Origin of the sequence: Nitrobacter sp., from assembly GCF_047149785.1 — a bacterium.
In the GTDB taxonomy this organism is placed as follows: Bacteria; Pseudomonadota; Alphaproteobacteria; order Rhizobiales; family Xanthobacteraceae; genus Nitrobacter.
This window is the reverse complement of record NZ_BAAGBE010000001.1, coordinates 570,720-584,780: the sequence shown is the minus strand read 5'-3', so window position 1 is coordinate 584,780 and position 14,061 is coordinate 570,720. Positions and strand designations below refer to the sequence as shown.

The 14,061-nt window shown below is 62.2% G+C and carries 10 protein-coding genes; 5 read left to right on the top strand and 5 right to left on the bottom strand.

Going from position 1 to position 14,061, the window contains the following annotated elements; genetic code table 11:
* Positions 1-91 precede the first annotated feature (91 nt).
* Together ACMDCM_RS02670 and ACMDCM_RS02665 are read left to right on the top strand one after the other, a co-directional pair.
* Positions 92-2,338, top strand: a complete 2,247-nt coding sequence (locus ACMDCM_RS02670; protein ID WP_412772122.1) for a glycosyltransferase family 2 protein — start codon at positions 92-94, stop codon at positions 2,336-2,338.
* On the top strand, positions 2,335-4,686 hold the full coding sequence (locus ACMDCM_RS02665) for a glycosyltransferase family 2 protein (RefSeq protein WP_412772121.1): 2,352 nt from the start codon (positions 2,335-2,337) through the stop codon (positions 4,684-4,686). Before ACMDCM_RS02670 ends, ACMDCM_RS02665 begins: the two co-directional genes overlap by 4 nt.
* Positions 4,687-4,869: 183 nt before the next feature.
* On the opposite strand, the gene rfbD is transcribed toward ACMDCM_RS02665, so the two are convergent.
* Positions 4,870-5,784, bottom strand: a complete 915-nt coding sequence (gene rfbD, locus ACMDCM_RS02660) for a dTDP-4-dehydrorhamnose reductase (protein WP_412772120.1) — start codon at positions 5,782-5,784, stop codon at positions 4,870-4,872.
* Positions 5,784-6,338 carry a dTDP-4-dehydrorhamnose 3,5-epimerase gene (gene rfbC, locus ACMDCM_RS02655; protein ID WP_412772119.1) on the bottom strand — a complete coding sequence of 185 codons (555 nt, stop codon included), beginning with the start codon at positions 6,336-6,338 and terminating at the stop codon, positions 5,784-5,786. Before rfbC ends, rfbD begins: the two co-directional genes overlap by 1 nt.
* A gap of 105 nt (positions 6,339-6,443) precedes the next feature.
* On the opposite strand from rfbC, the gene rfbA reads away from it, so the two are divergent.
* Both rfbA and rfbB read left to right on the top strand, forming a co-directional pair.
* Positions 6,444-7,319 carry a glucose-1-phosphate thymidylyltransferase RfbA gene (gene rfbA / locus ACMDCM_RS02650; protein ID WP_412772118.1) on the top strand — a complete coding sequence of 292 codons (876 nt, stop codon included), beginning with the start codon at positions 6,444-6,446 and terminating at the stop codon, positions 7,317-7,319.
* 25 nt (positions 7,320-7,344) lie between these two features.
* Positions 7,345-8,412, top strand: coding sequence for a dTDP-glucose 4,6-dehydratase (gene rfbB / locus ACMDCM_RS02645; protein ID WP_412772117.1), 1,068 nt, complete (start codon positions 7,345-7,347; stop codon positions 8,410-8,412).
* Between the two features lie 318 nt (positions 8,413-8,730).
* Here rfbB and ACMDCM_RS02640 read toward each other — a convergent pair whose 3' ends face one another.
* Positions 8,731-9,216 (bottom strand): MarR family winged helix-turn-helix transcriptional regulator, encoded by a 486-nt coding sequence (locus ACMDCM_RS02640; RefSeq protein WP_412772116.1) that lies wholly within the window; start codon positions 9,214-9,216, stop codon positions 8,731-8,733.
* Between the two features lie 144 nt (positions 9,217-9,360).
* Between ACMDCM_RS02640 and ACMDCM_RS02635 the strand changes: the two genes are divergently transcribed.
* Positions 9,361-9,807 (top strand): VOC family protein, encoded by a 447-nt coding sequence (locus ACMDCM_RS02635; protein WP_412772115.1) that lies wholly within the window; start codon positions 9,361-9,363, stop codon positions 9,805-9,807.
* 72 nt (positions 9,808-9,879) lie between these two features.
* Here ACMDCM_RS02635 and ACMDCM_RS02630 read toward each other — a convergent pair whose 3' ends face one another.
* Both ACMDCM_RS02630 and ACMDCM_RS02625 read right to left on the bottom strand, forming a co-directional pair.
* Positions 9,880-11,049: a ribonucleotide-diphosphate reductase subunit beta gene (locus ACMDCM_RS02630; protein WP_412772114.1), complete on the bottom strand. Its 1,170-nt coding sequence runs from the start codon at positions 11,047-11,049 to the stop codon at positions 9,880-9,882.
* A 61-nt stretch (positions 11,050-11,110) separates the two neighbouring features.
* Complete coding sequence (locus tag ACMDCM_RS02625; protein WP_412772113.1) at positions 11,111-14,020, bottom strand: ribonucleoside-diphosphate reductase subunit alpha; 2,910 nt, start codon at positions 14,018-14,020, stop codon at positions 11,111-11,113.
* Positions 14,021-14,061: the final 41 nt, after the last annotated feature.

Genomic DNA, 14,061 nt, shown 5'->3' with positions numbered 1-14,061 from the left:
CAGACGGTGCAGGGTCAGGCCGCCATCGGCTGCCCATTGCTTCGTTCTTCGCGCGGAGGCGAACTGGAAGCTCGAGCGCAGGGATGCGGCCATGGCCGACCTCGCTGCCGCACTTCTCATCGACCCGTCAGATCTTGCCGCCAATCGCAGAATGCTCGCTTGGGCAACAGGCGATCAACGGCGCGCCGCGGCTGCCAATCTGATCGGACGCGACAGTAATCCAGCGATTCTGCGGGCAGCCATCGAGGACCTGCGGCGCGCGGGGGGCCGACACTGGGCGAGTTGCTCGGTGTTCGACAATCACGTGACGGGCTGGGTTGCCTGGACCACGGCAAACACGATCGAAGTCAGCCTCGCCATTGAGAACGGTACACTCACGACCGTACTCGAACCCAATTCGTTTCACCCGCTGGCCTGCATGGACGTTCAGGCGACGGCTTTTCTAGTTCGGCGTCCGCCATCCAGAACTCCTCAAATGCTGACGCTGGCATGCGGCGGCGAGATCTTCCAGGTTCGCCGGCTTGCTCCTAACCTGTCCTTTCCGCCCGGTCTGCAGATCGATGCGCGCCAATCCGTGGCGCTACGATCCGATCCCACCGCACCCACCGTTATCGTTCCGGTATATCGGGACGTACGGGCAACGCTCGACTGCTTTGACAGCCTCATCAAGTCGCGCGCGTGGAATGCGGACGGACGACCGGCTTTCCGAATTCTGGCGATCAACGACGCCAGCCCCGAGCCGCAGTTGCGACATTATCTGAGCGAACTTGCCGCCACCGGCACGATCGACCTTCTGGTGAATGAAACCAATCTCGGCTTCGTCGGTGCAGTCAATCGCGGGCTGGAGAATACGCCCGCAGGCGACGTCGTGCTGCTCAATTCCGACACCGTCGTTCCGCCAGGCTTCGTGGAGCGACTGGCGAACGTGGCGCACTCCGCGCCGAATATCGGGACCGTTACCCCGCTGTCGAACAACGGCGACATCTTTTCGTTTCCGATACCGAACGACTTCAACCCGATGCAAAGCTACGAGAGCATTCTCGCGATCGACCGGGTCGCTGGCATAGCCAATGCCGGCGGTGTCACCGATGTGCCAAGCGGCATCGGCTTCTGTCTTTATGTTACGCGTGGCTGTCTTGCCGCCATCGGGGAGCTATCTGAAAACTTTGAACGGGGCTATCTCGAGGATGTCGATCTCTGCTTGCGCGCCCGCGCCAGGGGTTTTCGCAACGTCTGCGCGCCGTCGGTCTATGTCGGGCATCACGGCTCGAAATCCTTCCAGCACGAGAAGCGAGGTCTGGTGCTTCGCAATCTGGAGATTCTGGACCGGCGATTTCCCGACTACCGGCAGGAATGTCGCGCGTTTGAAATCGCCGATCCGTTGCGGCCCGCGCGTGCAAGGCTCGATCGTGCGCTGACATGGCCTTCTGAGCCTTCGGTGCTGATTCTCGGCAATCGGCGGAGCTTCGCCGCCGTCGCCGAGGAGCGAGCACGCCATCTCCGCGAGCGTGGCGAGCGCGCGATCCTGCTGTTGCGGGAGCGCGACGCCGTTCATCTCAAGGCGGCCGACGGCAGCAGCCCGCAGACCGTCCGGTTGAGTTTCGGCGCCGAGGCGACCATCGCCGAGGCTGCAGGCATCATTGCACGGCTACACCCCGACCGCGTCGAGATTGTCGAGCCGAATCCGTTTCCGCAGTTGGTCGGGCTGCTACGAAAAATGGGCCTTTCGATCAATCCGTGGCTGACGGCAGGCGACCTCGGCGAAGCCGTCATCTCGCTTGCCGACGAAGCGCCCCTTCTTGCTCCCGGCAGGATGGCCAAGGCGTTTGCAAAGTCCCGCTGGCCCAACCGCAAGGTGGTGCTCCAGGATTGGCCAACCCGCGCGCTGACCCTGCCACCGGTCCGTGGCGCGAGCCGGTCGCTTGCGATCCTGCCGTCCGCGCCCTCGCCCGCATCCTTTCGCTTGATCCGGAGATTGGTGGAGCGTCTGCGACGGCGGAATCCTTTTAGATCGATCGTCATTGCCGGCGCGACCTGTAACGACGATCGTTTGATGTCACACCCCAACGTTTTCGTAACCGGAGCGCTCGCGGCCGACGAGATCGGTGCTGTCCTCGCGCCGCATAATCCGGGTTGGCTGCTCGCCGACTTCGAGGAACCGCTATTCGGGCATCCTCTCATCGAGACGGCAAGACGGGCCTCGATACCTGTCGCATATCGCGACTGGTCCGTCGGGTCGATCAAACCCCGCAAGGGCGATCTCGCTGTTGCTGCCGATGCGGACGACCAGCGGCTTGTCGATGCCGTTATCGGGTGGGTTGAGCGATCCAAAACATGACGCGCGTCACCCGGGTCCGCAAAGCACCGATCGCCAAGCCAAAGCTTGTCAGTTGGCTGGCGCTCGGCGACGACGGCACGGTGTCCGGTTTCGTGTTCGATCCGGAGGCTCCGGAACGCCGCTTCACGGTCGACATCCTGCTTGACGGCCTGGTGCTGAAGACAGCCTACGCCGATGCTTTCGCGCCGGAAGGCTCTCGGCAAGGCCGGAACTACACTTGCGGCTTTGCGGTGACCCTCGACCCCGATCTGCTCCGCGCCGCGCGCCTTCTTTCGGCGCGCCTTGCCAATCTCGGGACTCCCGTCGGCCACCCCATCGACCTTGAGAATGACAGCGCGTGTCCGGTCGATCTTCGCCCGGCCTGCAGGCTGCGTTGGCTGGGTGGCCTGCATTTCCAGGGCTGGATCGATAGCGAAACCGCCGTCACGCTGGAAGCGATCGTGGATGGCGAGTCCGTCGCGCAGGTCCGCGCCGCGGCATGGACGCATATCGGCGGCGCTGCCGAGGGAGAGACGTCACGCAACGTTCGCGCCTTCGATTTCCACGTCCCGCAACGCTTTGCCGACGGCCGTGTCCATCGAATCCTGCTGCGGCGGGAGGACGGCGAACAAATCCCGGCAACAGCCGTCTTCGTTGCGTTTCCCGACGGACTTACCGGAATGATCGACGCCATCGGCGGTTACGACGCCGAGCGGCTGCGCGGCAGATTGTACGATCAGCTTATTCCCGCTTCGCTGCCCTTGCACGACTATGCGGACTGGCGCGATCGCTTCCCATTGCCGGAGCCGCAGCCAAGCCCGCTTCGGCTGGCCGTCGTGATCGCCGGCAGCAACGGTGCGCAGCAGACGCTCGACAGCCTGGAGGCGCAAAGCCATGAGAGCTGGACCGCGGGCGCGATCGACGGTCAGCCGCTCCTGATCGACAGCGATGCCCTGCTGGAGTTCCTCGCGGACGCCGCATCCGATGCGCGCCACGTCGTCGTGACCATGGCGGGCATGTCGCTTGAGCAAAACGCTCTGGCGCGCATCGCAGCCGCGTTCGACGACCATCCCGACGCGGTGGCCATATACGGCGACCTCGACTTTCTCGCCAATGACGGCCGCGTCTGGCCGCTTGCCTTTCCGGCGTTCGATTACGAAAGGATGCTCGAGCAAGGGTATTGCGCGCACCTGTTCGCTGTCCGGCGCGACGCCCTGACGGCGGCCGCCAAGGCACGTCCGGACAACCTCTACCGCCTTTTCAACAGCCTGCTCGATCGGGCCGGTCCGCTGAACGCAGATATCCTTCACCTGCCCGGAGCATTGGCGACGATGCCAAGGCTCGATCCGACAAAAGCCGGCGCCTTGCTATCGGCCGCGAGCCACCGGCACCTGCGGGCGCGCGGAATTGATGCAACCGTATCCGGGCAGCAAGGCCATTTCTTTCCCGCAGTTCGAATCGGGCGATCGCTTTCGCAGAAGCGGACGACCGTGATCATCCCGACGCGCGACCGCGTGTCGCTGCTGCGCAAATGCCTCGACAGCATCGCGCCCGCGGTCGAACGCTGCGGTGCCGATATCCTCGTCGTGGATAATGACAGCGCCCATCCGGATACAATCGACTATCTGTCCAATCTGTCGCGGCGCGGCATCAGGACATTGAGGATCGAGGGGCCGTTCAATTTCGCACGGCTTAACAATCAGGCCGCAGCAACGCTCGACAGCGACATCCTGTGCCTTCTCAACAACGACATCGAGGCAGCATCCGATGACTGGCTCGAGGAGATGCTTACGCGCCTCGTCGAACCGGATGTCGGCGCGGTCGGCGCGTTGTTGACCTGGCCAGGCGGCGTCGTTCAGCACGGCGGCGTCGTATTGGGCATGAACTTTTCGGTCGCTCACGCCTTCACGGATCGGTTCGGCGATGATCCGGGATTTCTCGATCAACTCCTCGTGGCGCACGAATGCAGTGCCGTGACCGCGGCCTGCCTTGCGACCCGACGAAGCGACTATCTTGCGGTCGGTGGAATGGACCAAGCCCGCTTCGCCGTAACGCTCAATGATGTCGATTATTGCCTGCGCCTGCGTGAGGCCGGAAAACGCATCATCTTTACGCCGCACGCAAAACTGGTTCACGCCGAATCGATGAGCCGGGGCAGCGATACCCGCGCCGACCGGAAAACTCGGCTCGAGCATGAACTCAATCTGCTTCGCGCGCGCTGGGGTGAGTTGCTCAACGAAGACCCGACCTACAATCCGCAACTGTCGCGCGACGGCGTTCCGTACGGCGGCCTGGCCTGGCCTCCGGGACGACGGATTCCCCGTTACAATCGGCCGCCGGCCGCGCGCGATCTGCCGTTGGGATTCTGACGAGGCTCCGGCCATTCATCGTTACATGGAATCAAGTGCCGTGATTGCGCTTCCGTCAAAACGTGAACCGCTCTGGAGCCTTTCCGCTTCTGATGGAACCAGAAGCGGGGCTCTATATTTTTGATTTGACGCGTTTTCTTTACGCGAACCGGTAGCCACTTCGCTTGAAAACGCTCTAATGACTCAATGGTCGGCCTGCTCGCGTTGCATAGCGACGAGGCTGTCGAGCTCCGACAACAGCGCTCTCTGCCAGGCCGGCGTGGTCACGCCCAACAGATCTCTCAAGCGCGACAGGTCGAGCCTGGAGTTGGCAGGCCGCTCGGCCCTGGTCGGGAAATCAGCCGCCGCGATCGGAGTGATCGTCTTCACGGCAAGCCTCATGCCACGCGACCTCAACCCGGCGACAATGGCGCTTGCAAAGCCATGCCAACTGGTCTCGCCGGCGCACGCGAGATTGACCACGCCGCCCTTACGCGTGAACGCCTCTTCCAGATTCGATGCATTCGACCACACGACGCCGGTAACGGCATCGGCGATCGCGCTCGCGGTGGTCGGCGCGCCGATCTGATCGGCGACAATGCGCAATTCCTCGCGCTCGCCGGCCAGCCGCGCGATGGTGCGCAGAAAATTGGTTCCGCTCGCAGAGTAGACCCAGCAGGTGCGCACGATCAGATGCGGCCCGCCGGCCGCCTGGATGGCGAGGTCGCCGGCGAGCTTGCTCGCTCCGTAGACCGAGAGCGGGCCCGTGGCACTGTCCTCGCGCCACGGCCTATTCCCCGAGCCATCGAAGACATAGTCGGTTGAGAAATGGAGCAGCGGCACGCGATGCCGGGACGACCAGGTCGCGATCGCCTCGGGCGCCCTGGCGTTGACGACGAAGGCAAGCTCGCACTCGTCCTCAGCGCGATCCACCGCGGTATAGGCCGCGGGATTGATGATGAGATCGGGCTTGAAAGCGTCGAGCGCCCCAGCAAGCGTCTCCGGTTTCGACAGGTCGAATTCGTTCCGCGACGGGGCGATGACTGTGCCCCCCTTCTCCAACAGCGGACGCAGCGCGCCGCCAACCTGGCCGTTGGTTCCCGTCAGCAGTATTCGCATCAGACCTGCCCATAGACCGGAAGGTTCTTGATGTCGGCAAGCAGCGGCGCGTCGGCGTCTTTGGCCGACAAGGATGGCGTGTCCATGCCCCAGTCGATGCCGATCGCGGGATCGTTCCACCGGATCGAGAGCTCGTCCTTCGGGCTGTAGAGATCGTCACATTTGTAGAAGAAGTCAGCAGTCTCGGAGAGAACGACAAAGCCGTGCGCGAAGCCGCGGGGAACCCAGAGCTGCTGCCTGTTCTCTTCGCTCAGCTCGACGGCAACGTGACGGCCGAAGTTCGGGCTGCCGATCCTCACATCGACGGCAACATCCAGCACCTTGCCGCGGAGCACGGTCACCAGCTTCCCCTGTGCGCCGGGAGTTTGCAGGTGCAGGCCGCGCAGCACGCCCCGGGAGGAACGGGACAGGTTGTCCTGGATGAACGGACGACCGACCCCGTGATCGGCGTAACGGAGAAATTGATAGGTCTCGAGAAAAAAGCCGCGCTGATCGCCGAACAGCCGCGGCTCGATGATGATGACGTCCGGTATTTCCGTCTTGATAACATTCATCTCATGTCGCTTCGTATTTATTAACTCATGATACCTCCTCATTGATAACAAACTTGCGCGATTAACACTATATGTTATGTTATCGACGATAGGATGTGAAGGGCTATGAAGGGCATCATTCTTGCCGGCGGGACGGGCTCGCGCCTTTACCCGGTGACCACGGTCGTCTCAAAACAACTCCTGCCCGTTTTCGACAAGCCGATGATCTACTACCCGCTCTCGACGCTGATGCTGGGCGGCATCCGCGAGATTCTGATCATCTCGACGCCGCAGGACGGGCCGCTGTTTCATCGCCTGCTGGGCGACGGCAGCGAGATCGGCATGCGTTTCGCCTATGCCACGCAGGACGCGCCGCGCGGGCTGGCGGACGCCTTTATCGTCGGCCGCGACTTTATCGGCTCGGACGCGGTCGCGCTGGTGTTAGGCGATAACATTTTCTACGGCCACGGGCTGCCACGCATGTTATCGGCGGCGGCCGCCCGCAACAATGGCGCCACGGTGTTCGGCTATATCGTCAACACTCCGGAACAATACGGGGTGGTCGAACTCGACGACACCGGACGCGCGCTCTCCATCGAGGAGAAACCGAAACGACCGAAGTCCAACATAGCAGTGACCGGACTGTATTTTTATGACAACGACGTCGTCGAGATCGCAGCCGGCATCAAGCCCTCGGCACGCGGAGAGATCGAGATCACAGACGTCAACAACGCCTATCTCGAGCGCGGCAACCTCTATGTCGAGGTGCTCGGACGCGGCTTTGCCTGGCTCGACACGGGCACGCATTCCTCGCTGGTCGAGGCCAGCCATTTTGTCCAGATCCTGGAGCAGCGTCAGGGCTTGCGCATCGCCTGCCCCGAGGAAATCGCGCTGCGACAAGGTTACATCTCGCTTCAGGCATTCGAAAAAGCAGCCCAGAAGAACGCAAAAAGCAGCTACGGCGAATATCTGAAATCAGTTGCCCTTTCGTATGAGTGTTGATTCCAGCCCATGGAGGCGGTCGGTCATGCGCTTCAAAGCTTCGACCATTTTTGTCACCGGCGGCGCGGGGTTCATCGGCTCGGCGGTGGTTCGTCATCTCCTGCGCAATACCCACGCCCGCGTAGTCAACGTCGACAAGTGCACCTACGCCGCGAACCTCGACTCATTGCCGGGCACCAACGAAAATCTGAACTACACCTTCGAGAAGCAATGCATTTGCGATGGTGCCGGCCTGCGCCATCTGTTCGAAAGATATCGCCCGGACGCGGTGATGAATCTCGCGGCTGAGAGCCATGTCGATCGCTCGATCGACGGCCCCGGCGAATTCATTCAAACCAATATCGTCGGCACGTTCACGCTCTTGCAGGAAACGTTGCGCTACTGGCGCACGCTGTCGCCTGAGAAGCGCAGGCATTTCCGTTTCCTTCACGTTTCTACCGACGAAGTGTTCGGTTCGCTCGGCGATGAGGGCGCCTTCACGGAAGCCACGGCCTATGCACCAAACTCGCCCTATTCGGCGAGCAAGGCTTCCTCCGACCATCTGGTGCGCGCCTGGCGAGAGACCTACGACCTGCCGACCCTGGTGACCAATTGCTCGAATAATTACGGACCCTATCACTTTCCGGAAAAGCTGATCCCCCACATGATCATCAAAGGCCTCGCCGACGAGCCGCTACCCGTCTATGGCGACGGCAAGAATATCCGCGACTGGCTTTATGTCGAGGACCACGCGAGGGCGCTCGCGCTGGTGCTCGAGCACGGCGTGGTCGGCGAGACCTACAATGTCGGCGGCCGTAACGAACGCACCAATCTGCACGTGGTCGAGAGCATCTGCGACCTCCTCGACGAGATCACACCGGGAGAAAATGGTTCGCGCCGGGGTCTGATCAGATTCGTCGCCGATCGACCCGGTCACGACCGCCGCTACGCCATCGATGCGTCAAAGCTCGAGCGCGAGCTTGGCTGGTGGGCGGAGGAAACTTTTGAAAGCGGTATCGAGAAGACAGTTCGCTGGTACGTCGAAACACGGCCGTGGTGGCGGGCGATCCTGGAGCGAGGCTATGCAGCGAAACGCGTCGGGCTCAGCGGGTAGTACAATCCGCCAGCCGTCGGGGACCGGCCCGGCATTAATTCGCGTTCCAAATATCATTGCGTCAGGGAGATCGCTCGCGAGGTTGCGGCAGCGGGAGACCTGTCGTTCTTTCGTCCGCTTATTAGAGCGTTTTCAAGCAAAGTGGCTACCGGTTCGCGTCAAGAAAACGCGTCAAATCAAAATCAGAGAGCTCCGCTTCTGATTCCATCAGAAGCGGAAAGGCTCTAGCTGACGGCAAGCCCGCCGTTATTTCACAGCCGCCATGATGGTGGGCACGGGTGGAAACGACAAGAGTTGACGCCGGTGCAATCCTTTGACCTACCCAGCGGCACCGTCACGATTGCCGGATTTCGAAAGAACGTTGAGCTCGACCCGCAGACGATCCGGGTCTGATAGTTGCTTTTCGATCTCCGCATGAACATGCCGCCAGATCGGCACCGCCTTGGCCAGAACTGTCCGGCCGACCAGCGTCAGCCGCAGTAGGCGCGCTCGCCTATCGGTTGAATCAGCCATCGTCTTGACCAGGCGGCGGCGCTCCAGCGGCTTGAGGTTAGCGGTCAACGTCGTCCTGTCCATTGCCAGTAGTGACGCCACGCTGCCGAGGTTCGGTGGCTGCGGCCGATTGAGCGACATGAGCAGGGAGAATTGCCCGCTGGTGATGCCAATCGGCTTCAGCGCGATATCGAAGCGACGCGCGATCGCCCGCGCTGCTCTCTGCGCGTGCAGGCACAGGCAGGTGTCGCGCACCAGAATCGTGGTCTCGAAGGTGGGATCGGCGGGGGCGCGCGCTTGCAAGGTTGACATCCGTGAGCAGATAAGTTGATATCAACATATATAAAGGGCGTCAATCGGAATGGAACTGGACGCGGCATCATACGATGCGGTCAGAGGAGCATTCGATCGTCGGCCACCGCACGCACCACCCACCGACGAAACAAGGAGACAATCATGAAAATCGTGACCAGCCTCAGTTTCCGTGGCCAGTGCCGCGAGGCATTCGAGTTCTACGCCAAGGTCCTCGGCGGGAAGATCAAGGCGGCCATACCCTATGGCGATGCGCCGCCGGGCATGCCGATCACGGAGGAGAAATACAAGACCTGGCTGATGCACTGCTGGCTCGATGTCGGCGATCAGGCGTTGATGGGCGCCGACATGGACGTCGGATGGGCGCCCAACATCGACAAGCCAAAGAACGGCTTCGACGTCACCCTGCACACCAAGGACATGGCCGAGGCGCGGCGCTGGTTCGATCAACTGTCTGAGGGCGGCAAGGCAGGCATGCCGTTCGGCGAAACATTTTGGTCGCCCGGCTTCGGCACGCTGACCGACAAGTTCGGCATCCCCTGGATGATCAACGTCATTCCTACCGCTGACTGGAAACCGACGCAGGGCTGACTGCGTGTCCCAGGCGAGGAACGCGATTGGATAGCGGCTCCGAGGGTGCCGGCGCATCCTCCGTGGTCGCGTTCAATCCCAGGCGAGCGCGCCGCCGTTCTGATATTCGATGACGCGGGTCTCGAAGAAGTTTTTCTCCTTCTTGAGGTCCATCGCCTCGCTCATCCACGGGAACGGATTGTCGGCCTCGGCGAACACCGGCGCAAGCCCGAGCTGGGCGCAGCGGCGGTTAGCGATGACGTGCATGTAAGTCTCGCACAGCGCCGCGTTCAAACCGAGGAATCCGCGCGGCATGGTGTCGCGGCCGTAGGCGGCCTCGAGTTCGGCGGCGTTCTTCAGCATAGCGCGCACCTCCTCCTGGAATGGTTGGGTCCAGAGATGGGGATTCTCGATCTTGATCTGGTTGATGACGTCGATGCCGAAATTCAGGTGAATCGATTCGTCGCGCAGGATGTACTGATACTGCTCGGCGATGCCGACCATCTTGTTGCGGCGGCCGAGGGAGAGGATCTGCACAAAGCCGGTATAGAACCACATGCCCTCGAACACGACGTAGAACGCGACGAGGTCACGCAGAAAGGCTTGGTCCGCTTCCGGCGTGCCGGTCTTGAAGCCGGGATCGTCGAGATGCCGGGTATGCCTAAGCGCCCAGGCTGCCTTGTCGGTGATGGAGGGCACTTCGCGATACATGTTGAACAGTTCGCCCTCGTCGAGGCCGAGGCTTTCGACGATGTACTGAAACGTATGGGTATGCACCGCTTCCTCAAAGGACTGCCGCAGCAGGTATTGCCGGCATTCGGGGTTGGTGAGGTGGCGATAGATCGCCAGTACGATGTTGTTGGCGACAAGCGACTCGGAAGCCGCGAAGAAGCCGAGATTGCGCTTGACCATGCGCCGCTCGTCCTCGGTGAGGCCGTCCTTCGACTTCCACAGCGCGATGTCGGCCTGCATCGACACCTCGGTCGGCATCCAGTGATTGTTGCAGCCGGAAAGATACTTCTCCCACGCCCAGCGGTATTTCAGCGGCAGGAGCTGGTTGACGTCGGCGCCGGCGTTGATCATCCGCTTGTCGTCGACGCGCACCCGCGCAGCGCCGCGATCGATGTCACCTAGGCCGGTGGTGTCGGTGAGGGTTTCCGCTGGTTTTGCGCGAGGCGAGGACACCGTCGCGCCGTGCGCGCGTGTCATCGGCGGAACAGGTTGCGCCGGCGCGGAAGGAGAGGTGTCGGACCAGTCGAGCATGGTGACGTTTCCTGAATTTCTTAATCTTCGTCATGGCGTGGCTTGTGGCCGACCAGACGGCTTACTGACACGCCTCGCAGGTCGGATCGTCGATACGGCAGGCTTTCCAGCCTTCGCTCTCGATGGCGTCGGTCGCGTGGCCATTCGATGACGCGGCCGACACCGATGCCGAGACAGCATTGAGCTTGCCGTCCGTGCCTTTCAGCGTGGATTTTTCAACGTGCGTCGCGGAGCGCGAGCGCAGGTAGTAAGTCGTCTTGAGGCCGCGCTTCCAGGCATGGCGGTAGAGCGCATCGAGCTTCTTGCCGCGCGGATTGGCGATGTAGAGATTGAGCGACTGGGCCTGGTCGATCCACTTCTGCCGGCGCGCGGCGGCGTCGATCAGCCAGGCGGAGTCGATCTCGAAAGCGGTGGCATAGAGCGCCTTGAGATCGTCGGGGATGCGATCGATCTGGCCCACGCTGCCGTCGAAATACTTCAGGTCCGAGATCATCACCTCGTCCCACAGCCCGCGGGCCTTGAGTTCGCGCACGAGATGGGCGTTCACCACGGTGAAGTCGCCGGACATGTTGGATTTGACATAGAGGTTCTGATAGGCGGGCTCGATCGACTGCGAAACGCCGCAGATGTTGGAGATCGTCGCGGTCGGCGCGATCGCCATGCAGTTCGAGTTGCGCATGCCGATCGTCATGACGCGCTGGCGTAGCGCGTCCCAGTCAAGACGGCTGGAGCGGTCGATGTCGATCGGCGCGCCGCGCGCGTCATCGACGAGCGCAAGGGAATCCAGCGGCAGAATGCCTTTCGACCAGAGCGATCCTTCATAGGAGGGATAGCGGCCGCGCTCGGCGGCGAGATCGACCGAACCGGAGATCGCCCAATACGAAATCGCCTCCATGCTTTCATCGGCGAAGGTTACGGCCTCATCCGAAGCATAGGGCAGCCGCAGGACATTGAGCGCGTCCTGAAAGCCCATGATGCCGAGCCCGACCGGGCGATGCCGCAGGTTCGACGCGCGCGCTTCCGGGATGGTGTAGAAATTCACGTCCAGCACATTGTCGAGCATGCGCATCGCGGTCTTCACGGTGCGCGCGAGGTGGTCAAGGTCGAGCTTGCCGTCATACAGGTGGTTGACGAGGTTGACCGAGCCGAGATTGCAGACTGCGACTTCGGTGTTCGAGGTGTTGAGCGTGATCTCGGTGCAGAGGTTCGAGGAATGCACGACGCCGCAATGCTGCTGCGGCGAGCGCAGGTTGCACGGGTCTTTGAAGGTGATCCAGGGATGCCCGGTCTCGAACAGCATGGTCAACATCCGCCGCCACAGGTCGACGGCGCGGACCTGTTTGGTCACGCGCAGTTCGCCGCGCGCGGCCTTCTCTTCATAATGGGCGTAGCGTTCGGCGAAAGCCTTGCCGGTGAGGTCGTGCAGGTCCGCGGTCTCATCCGGAGAAAACAAGGTCCAGAGGCCGTTCTGCTCGACCCGCTGCATGAAGAGGTCCGGTACCCAGTTCGCCGTATTCATGTCATGGGTGCGGCGGCGGTCGTCGCCTGTGTTCTTGCGCAGATCGAGAAATTCCTCGATGTCGATGTGCCAGGTCTCGAGATAGGCGCACACCGCGCCCTTGCGCTTGCCGCCCTGGTTGACCGCGATCGCGGTGTCGTTCGCGACCTTCAGGAACGGCACCACGCCCTGGCTTTCGCCGTTGGTGCCCTTGATGTGCGCGCCGAGCCCGCGCACGCGCGTCCAGTCGTTGCCGAGACCGCCGGCGTATTTCGAGAGCAGCGCATTGTCCTTGATCGCCTTGAAGATGCCGTCGAGATCGTCGGCGACAGTCGTGAGGAAGCACGACGAGAGTTGCGGCCGTAGCGTGCCGGCGTTGAACAGCGTCGGCGTCGACGCCATGAAATCGAAGGACGAGAGCAGGTCGTAAAAGGCGATCGCTTTCTCTTCGCGATCGATCTCGCGCAGCGCGAGACCGCAGGCGACGCGCATGAAGAACGCTTGCGGCAGTTCGAAACGCGTGCCGCGGATATGCAGGAAGTAGCGATCATAGAGGGTCTGGAGTCCGAGATAGTCGAACTGCAAGTCGCGCTCCGGTTTCAGCGCGGCCGCAAGCCGGTCGAGGTCGAAACGGCCGATCTCCGGATCGAGCAGTTCATTGGAAATGCCGGTCTGCACATAGGTGCGGAAATAGTCCGCATAGCGCTCCGCCATCTCCGCCTGGGTCGCCTGTTCCGGCTGCCCGGCAATGAAGCTCAACGCCTCGCGGCGCAGCTTGTCGAGTAACAGGCGCGCGCTGGCCTTGGCGTAGTCCGGATCGGTCTCGACCAGCGTGCGCGCCGCGAGAATCGGCGCCAGCGCCAGTTCATCCGCGCTGATGCCGTCATAGAGGTTGCGATGCGCTTCGCTCAGGATTACCCCGGCAGCGACGCCATCCAGTCCGGCGCACGCTTCCTTCACCACAGTGGCGAGACGTCCGGTGTCGAGAGGCGTCAACGATCCGTCGGGCGACTTCATCCGCAACGCGGGTGTAGCGGCTACCGCGTTGCCCTTTTTTGCCTTCGATTCCTGCGCCTTCGCGCGTTCGCGCGCGCGCTCCTCGCGATAGAGCACGTAGGCGCGCGCGACCTTGTGATGCTCGCTCCGCATCAGCGCGAGTTCGGCCTGGTCCTGAATGTCCTCGATGTGGAAGGTGCGGCCAGCATCGGTGCGCCGGGCCAGGCTGGCGACGATCTGGCCGGTCAGCTCAGTGACGATGTCGTGGACCCGGCGCGAAGCGGCGGCGCTGCTGCCCTCGACCGCGAGGAACGCTTTTGTCAGCGCGACCGCGATCTTCGCGGAATCGAATGGCGAAACCGATCCGTTACGCCGGATCACCTGATACGCGGGCTCACTGGACGGCGTCGCGGCAGAAGCCGAGAAAGACGGACGCACGGAACGTGCAAAGGATGCAGCTTCAGTTGCGACGGACATCGCTCAAACCCCGGCTTGTTGCGAGCGGGGTCGTGCGGAGA